This is a genomic window from Variovorax sp. 3319, from assembly GCF_031456585.1.
Taxonomy (GTDB): Bacteria; Pseudomonadota; Gammaproteobacteria; order Burkholderiales; family Burkholderiaceae_C; genus Variovorax; species Variovorax paradoxus_P.
Genome location: NZ_JAVDUZ010000003.1, coordinates 233,741 through 251,487 on the forward strand (window position 1 = coordinate 233,741; position 17,747 = coordinate 251,487).

The window sequence follows — 17,747 nt, forward strand, 5'->3', positions numbered from 1 at the left end:
ACCATAGCCGTTCGCCTCCCACTGCAATCCTCGCAAAAGGAATATCGCCGACATGTCCGACAGCGACACCTCCGAATTCAGGCCGCGCCGCGAAAGCTCGGCCGGCACCTTCATCGTCATCGGCCTGCTAGCGCTCGCGGCCGCCTTTCTGGGCTGGCGCTGGTATCAGCAGCAGCAACCCCAGGCAGTCGAACCCTCGCCCATGGCCAGGGCGCCAAACGACGGCCCCGCGCCCGCACCGCCGCCCGCACCCCAGCCCGAATCGCTGGAGCCGAAGAACCCCATCGATGCCATTGCGCTGCCCGATTCCGGCCTGCCCACGGTCGCGGATTCCGACACGCGCGTGATGTCGGCGCTGGTCGACTTGCTCGGCAGCAAGAACGTGGCGGAGTTTGTGCAGTTCGACGGCGTGGTGCGCCGCTTCGTGGCCACCGTCGACAACCTGGCGCGCGAGCAGGCGCCCGCGAGCTCATGGCCCGTGCAGCCTACCAAGCAGCGCTTCGTTACCGAAGGAAAGGGCGACGCGCAGACCATCGCGGCCAACAATGCCGCGCGATACAACCCCATCGTGCTGCTTGCGGAGTCGGTCGATCCGGCAAAGGCCGCCAAGGTGTATGCACGGCTGTACCCGCTTTTTCAGAAATCGTATGAAGAGCTCGGCTACCCGGGCCGCTATTTCAACGACCGGCTCATTGCCGTCATCGACCATCTGCTGCAGGCACCCGAACCAGCCGGTCCGTTGCAGGTGCGCCTCGTCGAGGTGAAAGGCAATGTGTCCTCGCAGCGGCCGTGGGTGCGCTACGAATACGCCGATCCGCAGCTCGAATCGCTTTCATCCGGCCAGAAGATCATGGTGCGGGTGGGGCTGGAGAACGAGCGCAAGCTCAAGGCCAGCCTGCGAGGCTTTCGCGAGCAGATTGCCACCGGCGACATGGCAAAGAAGAAGCAGCGCTGAACCATCGGCGCCGTGTAGGCGCGTGCCGATTGCGCGCCTTGTAGATGCCGTGGATGATTTGTCCTCAAGATTTTCGAGGACAACCGTATGAACCTGATGAGCGTCGACCTCTACCAGAGTGCTACCGATCCCGAGAAGTTTCTCGCGCTCCCTACCGGCACCGACCCCGCCGACCTCATGGGTCCGATGACTTTCGACCGGGACTACGCGCACATCAAGCGTTACCAGGAGGCCTTCGAATTCGACCCCTCCGTCGCCTACGCGGGCGTGAACGCCGCAAAGATTGCGGCGGACATCCTCACCGTGAAGTGGGCGATGTACCGGCGCGAAGGCCAGTAGAAAGGGCCTTGATCAGGCCTCTTCGGTTTCCTGGTATTCGCCCACGGGCACGCAGCTGCAGAACAGGTTGCGGTCACCGTACACGTTGTCGACCCGCCCGATGGGCGGCCAGTACTTGGCCTGCTTGAGTTCGGCCAGCGGAAACGCGCCGAGCTCGCGCGAGTAGGGGTGCGCCCATTCCGTGCCCAGCAGGCTGGCGGCGGTGTGCGGGGCGTGCTTCAGCGGGTTGTCGTCCTTCGGCCAGACGCCTTCTTCCACCCGGCGGATCTCTCCGCGAATTGCGATCATCGCGTCGATGAAGCGTTCGAGTTCGGCCAGCGGCTCGCTCTCGGTCGGCTCGACCATCAACGTGCCCGGCACCGGAAAGCTCAGTGTTGGCGCATGAAAGCCGTAGTCGATCAGGCGCTTGGCCACGTCTTCCGCGGTGACGCCGCTGGTGTCCTTGAGCGGACGCAGGTCCAGGATGCATTCGTGCGCCACGTGCCCGTTGGGGCTGGCGTACAACGTGGGATAGTGGTCCTTCAGGCGCGCGCTGATGTAGTTGGCGCTCAGGATGGCGGTTTCGGTTGCGGCCTGGAGGCCCTTGGCGCCCATCATGCGGCAATACATCCAGCTGATCGGCAGCACGGCCGCATTGCCCAGCGGTGCAGCGGAAACGGCGCCGACGCCGTTCGAGGCAATGCCTGCCGTTGCGTGGCCGGGCAGATACGGCACGAGGTCTTCGACCACGCACACCGGGCCCACGCCCGGCCCGCCGCCGCCGTGCGGAATGCAGAAGGTCTTGTGCAGGTTCAGGTGGCTCACGTCGCCGCCAAATTCGCCCGGCGCCGCCACGCCGACCAGCGCGTTCATGTTGGCCCCATCGACATACACGCGGCCGCCGTGCTCATGCACCAGTTCGCAGAGCTCCTTCACGCGGGTTTCGAACACGCCGTGCGTGCTGGGGTAGGTGATCATCACAGCGGCGAGCTTGTCGCTGTGCTTTTCGCAGGCGCGTTTCAGGTCGTCCATGTCGACGTTGCCCTGTGCATCGCACGCTGTCACAACCACCTGCAGGCCGACCATTTGCGCGCTCGCCGGGTTGGTGCCATGCGCCGACGAGGGAATCAGGCAGATGTTGCGGTGGCCCTGGCCCTTGGCTTCATGAAAAGACTTGATGGCCAGCAGCCCTGCGTACTCGCCCTGCGAGCCGGCATTGGGCTGCAGGCTGATGCCCGCGTAGCCGGTGGCTTCGCAGAGCCATGCGCGCAGTTGCGCGTCGAGCTGTGCATAGCCTTGCTGCTGCTCGGCGGGTGCGAAGGGGTGGATGTTCGCAAACTCGGGCCAGGTGATGGGGATCATCTCGCTGGTTGCGTTGAGCTTCATCGTGCAGCTGCCAAGCGGAATCATGCTGCGGTCGAGCGCCAGGTCTTTGTCGGACAGGCTGCGGATGTAGCGCAGCATGGCCGTTTCGCTCTTGTGCGTGTTGAACACCGGGTGCGTGAGAAAGGCGCTGGTGCGGCGCAGGTCTTCGGGCAGGCGGGGCGCGGTGTTGGCCAGGTCGTCGAAGCGCGGCATGGGCGTGCCGGTGGGAACGAACAGGGCCCAGAGCGTTTCGATGTCTGCACGCGTCGTGGTTTCGTCGAGCGAAATGCCCAGGTGCTGCTGCAGCCGCTGGCGCAGGTTGACACCGGCCGCGTTGGCGCGCTCGATGATCTTCGGCGTGTCGTCGCCGGTGCGGATGGTCAGCGAATCGAAAGCCGTGGTGTTGACCGGCTCGCGCCCCATTTGCGCGAGGCCCTGCGCAAGAATGGCGGTGAGCGCCGCCACGCGCTGGGCAATGCGCGTCAGGCCATCGGGCCCGTGGTACACGGCGTACATGCTGGCCACAACGGCCGGCAGTACCTGCGCGGTGCAGATGTTGGACGTGGCCTTCTCGCGGCGGATGTGCTGCTCGCGCGTTTGCAACGCAAGGCGGTAGGCGGGCTGGCCGTGCGTGTCGACGCTCACGCCGACCAGCCGGCCCGGCAGCGAGCGCTTGAACTCGTCGCGGCAGGCCAGGTAGGCGGCGTGCGGGCCGCCGTTGCACAGCGGCATGCCAAAGCGCTGGGTGGTGCCGCAGACGATGTCGGCGTCCCATTCGCCCGGAGGCGCGAGCAGGGTAAGCGCAAGCAGGTCTGCGGCCACGCAGAAAGCGGCGTCGCACTGGTGCGCATGGCCTGCGAGCGGGCGCAGGTCGTGCACATGGCCGGTGGTGGCGGGGTACTGCGCGAGCACGCCGAAGAACTCGCAACTCGCCATCAGCTGCGGCAGCGTCTCGGAAACGGTGCTCACCTTGACCTCGATGCCCAGCGGCGCGGCGCGCGTCTTGATGACCTCGATGGTCTGCGGATGGCAGTCTCCGGACACCAGGAATACGTTGCTCTTGCTTTTCACACTGCGCTTGGCGAGCGTCATGGCCTCGGCAGCGGCCGTGGCTTCGTCGAGCATCGATGCGTTGGCAATGGCCATGCCCGTCAGGTCGCACACCATCGTCTGGAAGTTGAGCAGGGCTTCCATGCGGCCCTGCGAAATTTCGGCCTGGTAAGGGGTGTAGGCGGTGTACCAGGCGGGGTTCTCGAGCACATTGCGCAAGATCACGCCCGGCGTGTGCGTGCCGTAGTAGCCCTGGCCGATGAAGCTCTTGAACACCTTGTTCTTCGCCGCTATCGCCTTCATCTCGGCCAATGCGTCCGCCTCTGTAACGGGCGCTGGCAGCCGCATCGGCTTGGCCCGGCGGATGGCCGCGGGCACGATGCCGTCGATGAGCTCTGCCCGCGTTTCCGAGCCGATCACCGGCAGCATGCGCGCCTCGTCCGCTGCATCGATGCCGATGTGGCGCGCGAGAAATTCTTCGGCGTTCTCTAGTTGTTGCAGTGAAGGCTGGGCGGGAATCGACATGGCGGTAAAGGCTCGGAGATGGGGAAAGGCGGCTGAAGAACCCGGCAGATCAGGATTCGGCGGCGAACTTGTCGTAGGTGGCGGCGTCGAGCAGCGCGTCGAGTTGCGCCGGCTCGCTGAGCTTGACCTTGAAGAACCAGCCGGTGGCCAGCGGGTCGGAGTTGGCAAGCGAGGGGTCGGCGCGCAGGGCTTCGTTCACTTCGGTGATTTCGCCCGACACGGGCATGAACACGTCGGCCGCGGCCTTGACCGACTCGACCACGCCGGCCACTTCACCTTGCGCAAAGGTCTTGCCCACTTCAGGCAAATCGACAAAGACCACGTCGCCCAGCGCGTCCTGCGCGTGAACGGTAATGCCGACAGTGGCTGCGTCGCCTTCGGCCGAAACCCATTCATGGTCCTTGGTGTACTTGATGCTCATGGTGAAAACTCCTCGTGGATAAAAATGTTGATCGGTTACGCAGCCAGGCGGCGTCAGCCCCGGTGTCAGCCCCGGTAATAGCGGGCCGGCACAAAGGGCAGCGTCGAGACTTCCATCGGCACCGGCTTGCCGCGCACGACGGCCTGCACGCGCGTGCCGGGTTCTGAAAACGCGGTGGCCACGTAGCCCATCGCAATGGGTCGGTCGGCCGTCGGGCCGAGCAGGCCGCTGGTCACAATGCCGATGTCCTGGCCTTCGAAAGATTGCAGCACCGTGCCGTCGCGCACCGGAATGCGCTCCAGCGCCACAAGCCCGACGCGTTTGCGCTTCAGGGTGTCGTGGTCGGTGTGGCCCGCGGCACCGGCCGTGGCGGCGGCCAGTTGCGCCAGCACCTTGGTCGCACCCGGAAAACCGCCTTCGCGCGCGCCGCCCGTGCGGCGCACCTTCTGGATCGCCCAGTTGAGCGAGGCCTCGACGGGCGTGGTGGTGGTGTCGATGTCGTTGCCGTAAAGGCAGAGGCCGGCTTCAAGCCGCAGTGAATTGCGCGCGCCCAGGCCAATGGGCTTGACCTCTGGCTGGGCCAGCAGCAGGCGGGCGAGGGCGTCTGCATCCTTGCCGGCCACCGAAATCTCGAAGCCGTCTTCGCCCGTGTAGCCGCTGCGCGTGACAAAGGCCGGAATGCCGCCGATCTGCACGGCGCCGCCTGTCATGAACACAAAGCGCTCGACGCCGGGCGACAGGCGTGCCAGGGCCGTGGCGGCCTGCGGGCCCTGCAGCGCGAGCAGCGCGTGGTCGGGCATGGGCTGCACGTCGCAGCGCGCACCGATTTTCTGCTGGATGTGGGCAAGGTCGGCCACCTTGCAGGCGCCGTTCACGATCACGAAGATCGAGCCGTGCCCTTCGTTGAAGAACATCAGGTCGTCAAGGATGCCGCCTTCATCGTTCAGCAGCAGGCCGTAGCGCTGCTTGCCGGGTGCGAGGTCGATCACGTCGACGGGCATCAGGGTTTCGAATGCGGCTGCAGCGTCCGGGCCCACGAGGCGCAACTGGCCCATATGGGAAATATCGAACAGGCCGGCCGCGTCGCGCGTGTGCTTGTGCTCGGCCATGAGGCCGGCGGGGTACTGCACGGGCATGGAGTAGCCGGCAAAAGGCACCATGCGGGCGCCCAGTTCCACATGCAGGTCGTGCAGCGGCGTCTTGAGCAATGAGGCGTCGGATGATGATGAAGCGGAAGCGGCCACGGGGCACTCCAAAGGGGCAGTCGAATTCCATGGCGCAAACCATGGGCCACCCCTGCTGTCCGCTTTACCTGAGAGATTCGCCCCACGATCGGGGTTTGCTCCTTCGGTGGGCCGCCGCATCGGCAAGATGCAAGGGCCTCTCTCCAGCAAGGAAACGCCGGCATGCGCCAGCGCCTTGTCAGTCCTTTTGCCTGAGCGTTCGGGAACCCCCTGCGCCTTCGGCGGCCTCGCGTGGCGAAGCTCTCTCCTGACCCCGCCGAGTGTAGTGGATCGCGCAAAGCCTCAGTGCACGGTTTCCGAAGCGGGGGGTAGCAACCTTTCGATACGCTCGCGCAGCGATTCGGCCCGTTCGGCGCCCGCGGCTTTTTCGACTTCCGTCAGCATCAGCGCGGCAATCGTCAGCATGGCGTCGCGGTCGCGGGCTTCGCGCAGCGCATCGCGCATCTGCTGTGCAAACTTGGGGTCGCGGCGCACGAACATGCGCTCGCAGATGTCGAAAAGGAACATGCGCGTGGTGGCCAGAGAGCGCTTGCCGTCGAAGTTGTCGCTCGATGTCGCCGCCACGCGAATGGGCTCCGGCGCGCCTGGTGTCGCGGGTATGGGCTCGGCGGCCCCGGCGTCGTGCAGGTAGCCGCGGTTCATCAGCGCCCGCAGCGTCTGTTCAGCTTCGTCGCGGCTCGCGAACAGCGGGCTGAAGTCGGTCAGCGAACGCCGGCCATCGGCCATCAGCAGCAATGCGCGTTCGCGCTGGCTCAGCGTGCGTTGCCCGCCTTGCAGCTCGTCGCGTGCCTTGTCGGTCTTGGTGGGAAGCATGGCGCCACAGCTTTCGAAATCGAAGGCTGCAGCATCGTTGCGGCTGGTGACATCTTTATGAACGTTTGCCTTACAGGGGCATTTGCCGCACAAAAAAAAGGCGGCCCGAGAAGGCCGCCCTTTTTGTCTTTGATCGCCGCGCCCGGCCTACTTGGCGTACACCAGGTCGCGCAGTGCCAGCGATATCCACGGCACGTAGGTAATCACCATCAGGCAGGCCAGGATCACCAGCACGAAGGGAATCAGGTACTTCACGATCCGGTCCAGCGATATGCGCGCCACGGTACACGCGGCAAACAGGTTCACGCCGAAGGGCGGCGTGATCATGCCGAGCGCAAGGTTCACCACCATGATCAGTCCGAAGTGAACCGGATCGACACCGAAGTGCACTGCCACAGGCGCCAGAATGGGCGCGAGCACGATGATGGCCGCGCTGGTCTCGATGAACATGCCAATGATGAACAGCGCAGCGTTCACGCCCAAGAGGAACATGGTGGGCGACTTCAGCACCTCCTGCAGCCAATGGCCGATGGCGTCGGGCACGCCCGCGCGCGTGATCAGGAACGCGAACAGGCCCGCATTGGCAATGATGAACATGATCACCGCCGACGACAGCACCGACTTGCGCAGGATGACGTAAAGATCCTGGGGCTTGATTTCGCGGTAGATCACCACGCCGACCACCAGCGCATAGAACACCGCCACCGCCGAGGCCTCCGTCGGCGTGAAGATGCCGCCGTAGATGCCGCCGAGGATGATCACCGGCATCAGCAGTGCCCAGCCGGCCTGCCACGTTGCCTTGCCAAAAGGCATGCGGCCGTCGCCGTCGTTCTTGCCCCAGCCCTTCCATTTGCAAAACGCCCAGACGAACAGCATCAGCGCCAAGCTGATGAGAATGCCGGGGCCGAAGCCCGCAATGAACAGCTCGCCGATGGACACCTCGGCGCTCACGCCGTAGAGAATCATCGGGATCGAAGGCGGAATGATCACGCCAAGCTCGGCGCTGGTGGCCTGCAACGCCGCCGCATAGGCGGTGGGGTAGCCGTGCTTGATGAGTGCCGGAATCAGGATGGCGCCAATGGCAAAGGTGGTTGCCACCGACGAACCCGACACCGCCGCGAAAATCATGCAGGTGAGCACGCAGGTCATGGGCAGGCCGCCCTGCACGCCGCCCACGATGCTCTTGGCAAATTCGACCAGCCGGCGCGAGATGCCGCCGGTTTCCATCAGGTTGCCCGCCAGGATGAAGAACGGAATGGCCGCCAGCGGAAACTTGTTGATCGAATTGAACATCTCCTTCACGGAGATGAGCATGTTCACGTTGGCCACCTGGATGCCCAGAATCGACGCGAGCCCGATGGACACCGCCACAGAAACCGACAGTGCAAAGCACAGCACCATCGTTGCAACCATCACGGGGGTCATTGCGCGGTCTCCAGTTCGAGCCGCTTGGGATCGAGAAAATTACCAACGATGCCGAACAGGCAAAAAACGGAACCGACCGGCAGCGCCAGGTACGACCACATCATCGACACGCTCTCGAGCCCGGCCATCGATTGCACGCGGCCACGCATGGCGTAGTCCCAGCCCCACCACAGAATGACCAGCATCAGCGCCAGTGCCGCAAGGCTCACCACCGCGTCGAGCACGCGCTTGACGCGCGGCGGGCTCCAGCGATAGAGCACGTCCACGCTCACCATCGCCCCTTGCCGGAAAGCCATCGGAATGCCGAGGAACACCATCCAGATCAGGCTCATGCGGATCAGGATTTCGCTCCATTCGGCAGGTTGCTCGAGCACGAAGCGCGTGATGATCTGGAACACGCCCAAGCCGGAGGCGATGACCAGCATCACGCAGGCGGCAATCATCGAGAAGCCGGTCGTCCAGCGCTCGATGCCAAGAAATCGTTCTTTCATCTGCAGTCGTGATGTTGAAAACAAAAAAGCCCGCCAGATCGAACTGAGCGGGCACCGATGCTATCGAAGAGATAGCATCACCGGGTTCACTTGAACTCGCGGATCTTGTCGAGGTTGGCCTTGCCGAAGTCCTTTTCGAACTGGGCATTCACCGGCCCCAGGGCGGTGACGAACTTGGTCTTGTCGATGTTGTCGATCACCGTCATGCCCTTGGCGCGCAGGTCGGCGACGCCCTTGGCATCGTCTTCGTCCACGCGTGCGCGGTTGGCCTTGGTGCCTTCCTTCGCGGCCTCCAGGAAGGCCTGCTTGTCGGCCGCGCTGAGCTTGTCGAACGCTGCCTTGTTCATCAGGAAGATGCACGGCGAGTAGACGTGGCCGGTGAGCGAAAGGTGCTTTTGCACCTGGTCGAACTTGGCCGAGATGATGACCGACAGCGGGTTTTCCTGCCCATCGACAGTGCCTTGCTGCAGGGCGGTAAACACTTCGGGGAAGGCCATGGGCGTGGTGACGATGCCGAAGGTCTTGTAGGCCGCAATGTGCACCGGGTTTTCCATGGTGCGCATCTTCAGGCCCTTGAGGTCTTCAGGCGCCTTCACGTCGCGCTTGCTGTTGGTCATGTGGCGGAAGCCGTTTTCGGCCCAGGCCAGCGCCTTGAAACCCTTGGCGTCGAACTTGGTCAGCAGATCCTGGCCGATCGGGCCGTCGAGCACGGCGCGCGCATGGGCCTTGTCGCGGAACAGGAACGGCACGTCGAGGATTTTTGTTTCCGGCACAAAGTTGGGCACCGGACCGGTCGAGGAGAAGGCCAGCTCCTGGGTGCCGAGCTGCACCGCTTCGATCGACTCGCGCTCTCCGCCCAACGAGCCGTTGTAGAAGGTCTGGACCTTGTAGCGGCCACCGGTGCGCTTTTCGACTTCCTTGGCAAAGACGTCGATCGCAACGCCCTGGTGCGAGTTTTGCGCGGTCGAAATGCTGATCTTCATGGTGGTTTGCGCGAAGGCGGCGCACGCCATGCCCATGCCCAGAACCAGGCCGGCGGCCAGTCGGGTCAATTTCATTGTGTTGTCTCCAGAGAAAAGAAGGCGCGAAGAAAAAAAGCGAAAAAAGCAAACTCCGCGGGCAGCCGCCGACTATGCCGCAACGGGGAGCTTCACCGCGTCGGGATTTTCACGGACGTAATCACGAATAACTACTTCGAAGTCTGCATCAGCCGAAAGCCCCAGCCGTTTGGCGCGAGCGGTTTCGATGCGCCCGGGCCAGGTTTTCACGATGCGCTGGATGGCCGGGTCGGGTGTGCGGTCGAGCAGGGCGGTGGCGGCCTTGCCGGCCACGCGTTCAAGCGCGGCGGCCATTTCGCCCACGGTGGTGGAAAGCGACGGCAGGTTCAGCGCCGTGCGCGGACCCCAATCGGAATCGCTCGCCTCGGCAGCGCGGATGATGCCTTCGACCGTGCGGGCGGGCGATGCGATGGCCACGGGCGTTTCGTCAGGCACCGGGCAGGCTGCGCGAATGCCTGCGAGCGGCTCGCGGATCATGCCGCTGAAAAACCCGGATGCCGCGCCGTTCGGTTTGCCAGGGCGCACGCTCACGGTCATCAGGCGCACGCTGCGCCCTCGAATGAAGCCCTTGCGCGTGTAGTCGGCGACCAACTGCTCCCCGATGAACTTCTGGATGCCGTAGCTGGTCTGCGGCGTCGGCAGCGTGTGGTCTTCGATCACCGGCGGCAGCGGATGCTCTGGCGAGTCGCCGAACACCGCGAGCGAACTGGCAAACACCACCAGGGGGCGAGTGCCCACGGCGCGCGCCTTCTCGAGCAGCGCGTGCGTGGCGGCAAAGTTGCTGCGCATGCCCAGGTCGAAATCGGCCTCGCATTCGCCGCTGACTGCGGCGGCCAGGTGAAAGATGGCATCGGCTTCGCGCCAGAGCGCCGTGTCGGGCGAAGCCAGTTGCTCGTTCAGGTCACCCAGGGCGGCCGCGATGCGGGCATCGGCCGAAAGATCGGCCGGCGGCGCAACGCGGTCGACCAGGGTGATGCGCGAAATGTCGCGCGCCGGCGCACCGGCAAGCGAAAGCTGCCCCTGCTTCAGCAGCGTACGGGCAAGGCGTGCGCCAACGAAACCGGCACCGCCGGTAATGACGATCTGCATGGTTGTCTTGTCTCCTTCGCAACGAGCATAGCGCAGCGGAACGGTCCGCTCAGGCGACACTCGCGGCTCGCGCAATCAAGGAACCGGGCGACCGGAAAACGATGAACCTGCGATTCGTTGAAGCCTTTCACTGGGCCGTGGCGCTCAAGAGCGTCACCCGTGCGGCCGAGAAGCTGCACCTCACCCAATCGGCGCTCTCCAGCCGCATTGCCGCGCTCGAGCGCGAACTGGGTGTGCTGCTGCTCGACCGGCGCGACAAGCAGTTTCGCCTCACGGTTGCCGGGCAACGCTTTCATGCCTTTGCGCAGAAGCTCCTCGAGATGCAGATGCACATCAAGGCCGAGATGGGATCGGGCGCCGTGCGCGAGGCCGTGCTGCGCGTGGGTGCCATCGAATCGGTGGTGCACAGCTGGCTTACCGGCTGGCTCAAGCACATGCAGGCGACGCATCCGGATTTCGAACTGGAACTCACCGTTGAAACCACGCCGGTGCTGGTCGACCAGCTGCAGCGCGGCAAGCAGGATCTGGTGTTTGCCGCCTTGCCCGCCGCTGGCGACGGCGTGCGCACCCGCGCCGTGCCGCCCATGCCGATGTGCTTCGTCGGCCACCGCGAGCTGCACCTGAAGCGGCGCTACCGCTTGCCAGACCTGCTCTCGCTCGACCTCTTGACCTTTCAGCGCGGCTCGCAGCCGCATGTGGCGCTGCTAGAGCTGTTTCGCGATGCCGGCAGCCCGCCGCCACGGGTGCACGCCATCTCGTCGATCTCGGCGATGGCGCAGTTGGTGGAGGCCGGCTTCGGCGTGGCCACGCTGCCCCGCGCGGTGGTGGAGCCGCTCGCCCGGCGCCTGCCGCTGCGCGTGCTGCCCTGCGACGACACGCTGGAGCCGCTGCCCATCTACGCAAGCTACCGGGACGACCCGTCTTCCCCGTTGCCCGAGGCTGCGCTCGGCTCCGCCGTGGTGCATGCTTCGCACCGCATGGGGTCATCGAAAAAATCGATGAGCTGAGCGAGAAACTTTGCGTTGGCGTTCGTGAGCGCGGATTCCCACAATCCGTCGAATCACACCACAGCGATGCATCGGGCATCGAAAACGCCAAATGTCGAACCGCCAATCCTTCGTAGAACAACCCGGCGCAGCGAGCAGCGCGCTGGGTGTGCGCCAGGCCTGCCGCAGCGGCGCACTGGCCGCCCACACCAGCGGCCTGGCCAGTGCCCATGTGCAGGGCAACCTCGTGATCCTGCCGAAAGCGCATGCCGCCGACTTCCTGCGCTTTTGCCAGGCCAACCCCAAGCCGTGCCCGCTGCTCGGCGTGTCGGAAGCGGGTGAACCGGCGCTGCCGGCGCTCGGGGAGGACATTGACATTCGCACCGACCTGCCGCGCTACCGCGTGTGGCGCAATGGTGTGCTGGTCGATGAGCCTACCGACGTGCGCGACCTGTGGAGCGACGACATGGTGAGCTTCGTCATCGGCTGCTCCTTCACCTTCGAGCATGCGCTGATGGCCGAGGGCATTGTGCTGCGCCACGTGGAGCAAGGCCGCAATGTGGCGATGTTCCGCACTTCGGTCGCCACTGCGCCAGCGGGCCCTTTCCATGGACCGATGGTGGTGTCGATGCGTCCGCTGCGGGCGGCCGATGCGATTCGCGCGGTGCAGATCACCTCGCGCTTTCCGGCGGTGCACGGCGCACCGGTGCACATAGGCGATCCGGCATTGATTGGCATCCGCTCTATTGCCGATCCCGACTACGGCGACGCGGTCGAGGTCATGCCCGACGAACTGCCCGTGTTCTGGGCTTGCGGCGTGACGCCCCAGGCCGCATTGGCCGCCGCCAAGCTGCCGTTTGCCATTACTCACGCGCCGGGCTCGATGCTGGTGACCGACCTGCTGCACCGCCGCCTGGCCGCGTTCTAGGCAGCTGTTCTTCTTTCCCAAATTTCATACCTGGAGACAAACCATGAAGACCACCCTCGACGCCACGCAGGCGGGCGACGGCGCACAGGCCGAAGGCAGCTGGCTGCGCACGCTCAACCCGAACGAGAAACGCACGCTCACCGCATCGTTCAGCGGCTATGCGGTCGATGCGTTCGACTACTACACGCTGCCGCTGGTCACGCCCATCCTGCTGTCGCTGTGGGGCATGAGCAAGACCGAGGTGGGACTGATCGGCACGGCCACGCTGGTGGCCTCGGCCATCGGTGGCTGGGGAGCCGGCATTCTGGCCGACAGGTACGGCCGCGTGCGCATCCTGCAGCTCACCATCCTGGTGTTCGCGATCTTCACATTTGCCTGCGGCCTGGCGCAAACACCGGAGCAGCTGCTGATTGCGCGCACGCTGCAGGGCCTCGGCTTTGGCGGCGAATGGGCCGTGGGCTCGGTGCTCATTGCCGAGATGATCCGGCCGGCCTACCGGGGCAAGGCGGTGGGGCTGGTGCAGAGCAGTTGGGCCGTGGGGTGGGGCGCGGCGGTGCTGGTGTCGATGGCGCTGTTCTCGTTTTTGCCGCCGGAGTATTCGTGGCGCGCGATGTTCATGCTGGGCCTGCTGCCGGCCGTGCTGATCGTTTTCATCCGCCGTTCGATCCGCGACCCTGAAATCTATGTGCAAAGCCGCGCAGCCGTCGAACGCGGCGAGCGCAGCGGCAACTTTCTCGCCATCTTCAAGCCCGGCATGCTGCGTACCACGGTGCTCGCGAGCCTGCTGTTCACCGGCATGCAGGGGGGCTACTACGCGATCGGCGTGTGGCTGCCCACGTTTTTGAAGAACGAGCGGCATCTCACGGTGCTGGGTTCGGGCGGCTACCAGTTCATGTTCATCGTCGGTGCGTTCGTCGGCTACCTGTGCGGCGCGTACCTCTCAGACCGGCTCGGGCGCCGCCGCGCGTTCATCCTGTTTGCCATTGGCGCGGGGTCGCTGGTGTATGCCTACACGCTGCTGCCGATTACCGATGGCCTGATGCTGCTGCTCGGCTTTCCGCTCGGCTTTTTCATGTCGGGCATTTTCAGTGGCGCGGGGGCTTTTCTGTCGGAGCTTTTTCCCAATGAATTGCGTGGTTCCGGGCAGGGTTTTTGCTACAACTTCGGGCGCGGCATCGGCGCCACTTTTCCGGCCCTGGTCGGCGTGTTGAGCGACCGCATGCATCTTCCGCTGGGCACGGCCATCGGCGTGTGCGCCGCGGTGGCCTACGCCATGGTTGTCGTGGTGGCGCTGTGCCTGCCGGAGACGCGCGGACGCGACCTGCGCCAGAACTGATCCGAACTTCTTTTTCCCCGTGAAGACTCTCACTTTCTTCTCATGACTACGCATTCCCTTCTCCCGTCCCGCTGGCAGTTCTGGATCGACCGCGGAGGCACATTCACCGACCTGGTCGGCCGCGACCCCGAGGGCGGCCTGCACACGCTCAAGCTGCTGTCCGAGAACCCCGAGCAGTACAAGGACGCCGCTGTCGAAGGCATTCGCCGCCTGCTGAAGCTGAAGCCCGGCGAACCCGTGACGCCCGAGCGCGTCGAGTGCGTGAAGATGGGCACCACGGTGGCCACCAACGCACTGCTGGAGCGCAAGGGCGAGCCCACGGTGCTGGTTGCCACGGCAGGCTTTCGCGACGCGCTGCGCATTGCCACGCAGGCGCGGCCCCGCCTGTTCGACCGCCGCATCGTGCTGCCCGAGCTGCTGTACGAGCGAGTGATCGAGGCGGATGAGCGAATGGATGCGCAAGGCGGCGTCGTGCAGCCGCTCGACGAAGGCGCGCTACGCTCGGCGCTGCAAGATGCTTTCGATGCCGGGCTGCGCGCCTGCGCCATCGTCTTCATGCACGGCTGGCGCTACACCGCGCATGAGCTTGCGGCCGAACACATCGCAAGGGCTATCGGCTATGCGCAGGTATCCGTCTCGCACAAGACCAGTCCGCTCATGAAGCTGGTGCCGCGCGGCGACACCACCGTGGTCGACGCCTACCTTAGCCCCATCTTGCGGCGCTATGTGGAGCAGGTGTCCCGGCAGATGCCGGGCGTGCCGTTGTTCTTCATGCAGAGTTCGGGCGGGCTCACGCAGGCCGATCGCTTCCAGGGCAAGGACGCGATCCTTTCGGGCCCGGCAGGCGGCATCGTCGGCATGGTGCGCACCGCGCTCGATGCGGGCCATGCGAGGGTCATCGGCTTCGACATGGGCGGCACCTCCACCGACGTGTCGCACTATGCCGGCGAGTTCGAGCGCTCGTTCGAAACCCAGGTGGCCGGCGTGCGCATGCGCGCGCCGATGATGAGCATTCACACGGTGGCGGCGGGCGGAGGTTCGGTCATTGCCTTCGACGGCGCGCGGCTGCGCGTGGGCCCCGAATCAGCCGGCGCCAACCCCGGGCCGGCGAGCTACCGGCGCGGTGGGCCGCTCACCACCACCGACGCGAACGTGCTGCTCGGCAAGATCCAGCCCGATCACTTTCCGCGTGTGTTCGGCCCCAACGCCGACGAACCGCTCGACCTGGCCGCGGCGCGGAGGGGCTTCGACGCCATGGCGCGCCGCATGTCGGAGGCGACCAGCCGCGCCGTGAGCGCCGAAGAGGTTGCAAGCGGCGCGCTGCGCATCGCCGTGGCCAGCATGGCCAACGCCATCAAGCGCATTTCGGTGGCTCGCGGCTACGACGTCACGCAGTACACGCTGCAGTGCTTCGGCGGAGCCGGCGGGCAGCACGCCTGCCTGGTGGCCGACGCGCTGGGCATGCGCAGCGTCTACCTGCATCCGCTGGCGGGCGTGCTCTCGGCTTTCGGCATGGGGCTGGCCGACCAGCTGGCAATGCGCGAGCTGGCGCTGGAGCGCCGTCTCGATGAGCAGGGCCTGGTAGCGGCACGCGATGCGGCCGGCGCCCTTGCCCAGCAGGCGAAAGGAGAGCTGCGCGCGCAAGGCGTGGCAGATGCCGCCATTGCCGCGGTGCACCGCGTGCAGCTTCGCTATGAAGGCACCGACACCGCCCTGGCCTGCGCCTTGCCCATGGCCGGTTCGCCGGACAAAGCCATTGCCGCGATGCGCGCGGAGTTCGAGGCCGGCTATCGCAGGCGCTTCGCCTTTCTGATGGCGGAACGCGCACTCGTGATCGAGGCGGTGACGGTCGAAGCAGTCGGCGCCGGCGAGCGCGGCGCACCACCGCGGGCCCAGGCAGATGCTGCTTCATACGCCCCCCAGCCGCTGGCCGCAGTGCGCATGTATTGCGAGGCCGACGAGCAGGCCGCCGGCTGGCGCGATGCCGCGCTGTTCGACGAGGCTGCGCTTCGGCCCGGCGCATCCATCGAAGGCCCCGCCATTCTTGCGGGCCGCAACGCCACCACGGTGATCGAGCCCGGCTGGCAGGCACGTGCCACCACCGCCGGTATCGAGCTGCATCGCGTGCGGCCACGCGTGGCCACCCAGGCCATGGGCACCAGTGCCGACCCGGTGATGCTCGAGGTATTCAACAACCTCTTCATGAACATTGCCGAGCAGATGGGCCTGCGGCTGCAGAACACGGCCTACTCGGTCAACATCAAGGAGCGGCTCGACTTTTCCTGCGCGCTGTTCGACGTGCAAGGCAACCTGATCGCCAATGCGCCGCACATGCCCGTGCACCTGGGCTCGATGAGCGAATCGATCAAGACCGTGATCGACGGCAACCCCGGCATGAAGCCCGGCGACGTCTTCGTGCTGAACGACCCGTATCACGGTGGCACGCATCTGCCCGACATCACGGTGGTCACGCCCGTGTACCTGCAGGCGGGCGACGAGCGGCCTTCGTTCTACGTCGCTTCGCGCGGCCACCACGCCGACGTGGGCGGCATCACGCCCGGCTCGATGCCGCCGTTCTCGGCCACCATCGGCGACGAGGGCGTGCTGATCGACAACTTCAAGCTGGTGGAGGGCGGCCGCCTGCGCGAGGCCGAGCTGCGCGCACTGCTTGGCGGCGGTGCGCATCCGTCGCGCAACATCGAGCAGAACCTGGCCGACCTGCGGGCGCAGATTGCCGCCAACGAAAAGGGCGTGCAAGAGTTGCAGGCCATGGTGGCGCAGTTCGGCCGCGAAACCGTGGCCGCCTACATGGGCCATGTGCAGGACAACGCCGAAGAGTCGGTGCGCCGCGTGATCACCGCGCTGAAGAATGGCGAGTTCACGCTGCCGCTGGACAATGGTGCGCAGATTTGCGTTCGCGTCACGGTAGATGCGGTCAAGCGATCGGCCATCGTCGATTTCACCGGCACCAGCGCGCAGTTGCCGAACAACTTCAACGCGCCGCGCGCGATCACCATGGCGGCGGTGCTGTACGTGTTTCGAACCCTGGTGGACGACGACATTCCGCTCAATGCCGGTTGCCTCAAGCCTATCGAAGTGATCGTGCCGAACGGCTGCATGCTCAACCCGCTGCCACCGGCCGGGTGGTGGCGGGCAATGTCGAAACGTCGAGCTGCGTAACCAACGCGCTCTACGGTGCGCTTGGCGTGATGGCCGCCAGCCAGTGCACCATGAACAACTTCACCTTCGGCGACGGCGAGCACCAGTACTACGAAACCATATCGGGCGGCTCTGGCGCTGGCCCCGGTTTCGACGGCACGAGCGTGGTGCAGACCCACATGACCAACTCGCGCTTGACGGACCCCGAGGTGCTGGAGTTTCGCTACCCGGTGCGGCTCGACAGCTACCGCCTGCGCGCCGGCTCAGGCGGGGCAGGGCGCTGGCGGGGCGGCGACGGTGGCGTGCGGCGCGTGCGCTTCCTGGCGCCGATGACGGCATCGATCCTCAGCAATGGCCGGCTCTATGGAGCTTTCGGCGGAGCGGGAGGCGAAGCCGGCGCGGTGGGTATCAACCGGGTTGAGCGGACCAATGGCACGGTCGAGAAGCTGGAGCACATCGGGCAGGTGCAGATGGCACCTGGGGACGTGTTCGTGATCGAGACGCCTGGCGGGGGCGGGTGGGGCGAAAGGCTGGGTTGAACCTTGGGCTCTTTTCAGGGCGCGCTCCCGCCGACGGGGAGGAAC

Annotated in this window: 13 protein-coding genes, 1 pseudogene and 2 riboswitches; of the genes and pseudogenes, 6 read left to right on the plus strand and 8 right to left on the minus strand. The window is 65.5% G+C overall.

The annotated features are described in order from the left end of the window. The first annotated feature begins 52 nt into the window (after nucleotides 1-52). Entirely contained in the window at nucleotides 53-955 is a 903-nt protein-coding gene (locus J2X67_RS08285; RefSeq protein ID WP_309952112.1) for a DUF3014 domain-containing protein, read from the plus strand. Nucleotides 956-1,042: 87 nt separating this feature from the next. Beyond that, nucleotides 1,043-1,294: a hypothetical protein gene (locus J2X67_RS08290; protein ID WP_309952114.1), complete on the plus strand. Its 252-nt coding sequence runs from the start codon at nucleotides 1,043-1,045 to the stop codon at nucleotides 1,292-1,294. 12 nt (nucleotides 1,295-1,306) lie between these two features. On the opposite strand, the gene gcvP is transcribed toward J2X67_RS08290, so the two are convergent. From gcvP to denD, 8 genes are all read right to left on the minus strand, one after another. Continuing rightward, nucleotides 1,307-4,213 carry an aminomethyl-transferring glycine dehydrogenase gene (gene gcvP, locus J2X67_RS08295; RefSeq protein ID WP_309952116.1) on the minus strand — a complete coding sequence of 969 codons (2,907 nt, stop codon included), beginning with the start codon at nucleotides 4,211-4,213 and terminating at the stop codon, nucleotides 1,307-1,309. A 49-nt stretch (nucleotides 4,214-4,262) separates the two neighbouring features. Beyond that, entirely contained in the window at nucleotides 4,263-4,634 is a 372-nt protein-coding gene (gcvH, locus tag J2X67_RS08300; RefSeq protein WP_309952118.1) for a glycine cleavage system protein GcvH, read from the minus strand. Between the two features lie 65 nt (nucleotides 4,635-4,699). After that, nucleotides 4,700-5,878, minus strand: coding sequence for a glycine cleavage system aminomethyltransferase GcvT (gene gcvT, locus J2X67_RS08305; protein ID WP_309952120.1), 1,179 nt, complete (start codon nucleotides 5,876-5,878; stop codon nucleotides 4,700-4,702). A 45-nt stretch (nucleotides 5,879-5,923) separates the two neighbouring features. Next, nucleotides 5,924-6,035, minus strand: a riboswitch (glycine riboswitch). 12 nt (nucleotides 6,036-6,047) lie between these two features. Continuing rightward, nucleotides 6,048-6,138, minus strand: a riboswitch (glycine riboswitch). A 22-nt stretch (nucleotides 6,139-6,160) separates the two neighbouring features. Continuing rightward, complete coding sequence (locus J2X67_RS08310; protein ID WP_309952121.1) at nucleotides 6,161-6,691, minus strand: hypothetical protein; 531 nt, start codon at nucleotides 6,689-6,691, stop codon at nucleotides 6,161-6,163. 147 nt (nucleotides 6,692-6,838) lie between these two features. After that, nucleotides 6,839-8,116 (minus strand): TRAP transporter large permease, encoded by a 1,278-nt coding sequence (locus J2X67_RS08315; RefSeq protein ID WP_309952122.1) that lies wholly within the window; start codon nucleotides 8,114-8,116, stop codon nucleotides 6,839-6,841. Beyond that, a complete protein-coding gene (locus J2X67_RS08320) occupies nucleotides 8,113-8,607 on the minus strand; it encodes a TRAP transporter small permease (protein ID WP_157614568.1) in 495 nt (164 codons plus the stop codon). Before J2X67_RS08320 ends, J2X67_RS08315 begins: the two co-directional genes overlap by 4 nt. An 86-nt stretch (nucleotides 8,608-8,693) precedes the next feature. After that, the gene (locus J2X67_RS08325; RefSeq protein ID WP_281148585.1) at nucleotides 8,694-9,665 is read right to left on the minus strand and encodes a TRAP transporter substrate-binding protein; all 972 of its coding nucleotides are present in this window, start codon (nucleotides 9,663-9,665) and stop codon (nucleotides 8,694-8,696) included. A 72-nt stretch (nucleotides 9,666-9,737) separates the two neighbouring features. Continuing rightward, the gene (denD, locus tag J2X67_RS08330) at nucleotides 9,738-10,754 is read right to left on the minus strand and encodes a D-erythronate dehydrogenase (protein ID WP_309952125.1); all 1,017 of its coding nucleotides are present in this window, start codon (nucleotides 10,752-10,754) and stop codon (nucleotides 9,738-9,740) included. 101 nt (nucleotides 10,755-10,855) lie between these two features. Between denD and J2X67_RS08335 the strand changes: the two genes are divergently transcribed. The 4 genes and pseudogenes from J2X67_RS08335 to J2X67_RS08350 all read left to right on the plus strand — a co-directional run bounded on the left by J2X67_RS08335 (nucleotide 10,856) and on the right by J2X67_RS08350 (nucleotide 17,702). Beyond that, nucleotides 10,856-11,761 carry a LysR family transcriptional regulator gene (locus tag J2X67_RS08335; RefSeq protein WP_309952126.1) on the plus strand — a complete coding sequence of 302 codons (906 nt, stop codon included), beginning with the start codon at nucleotides 10,856-10,858 and terminating at the stop codon, nucleotides 11,759-11,761. A 91-nt stretch (nucleotides 11,762-11,852) separates the two neighbouring features. Further along, nucleotides 11,853-12,668, plus strand: a complete 816-nt coding sequence (locus J2X67_RS08340) for a putative hydro-lyase (RefSeq protein ID WP_309952129.1) — start codon at nucleotides 11,853-11,855, stop codon at nucleotides 12,666-12,668. Between the two features lie 43 nt (nucleotides 12,669-12,711). After that, nucleotides 12,712-14,004 carry an MFS transporter gene (locus J2X67_RS08345; protein WP_309952131.1) on the plus strand — a complete coding sequence of 431 codons (1,293 nt, stop codon included), beginning with the start codon at nucleotides 12,712-12,714 and terminating at the stop codon, nucleotides 14,002-14,004. Nucleotides 14,005-14,046: 42 nt separating this feature from the next. Then, a pseudogene (locus J2X67_RS08350) lies at nucleotides 14,047-17,702 on the plus strand (hydantoinase B/oxoprolinase family protein). Nucleotides 17,703-17,747 lie beyond the last annotated feature (45 nt).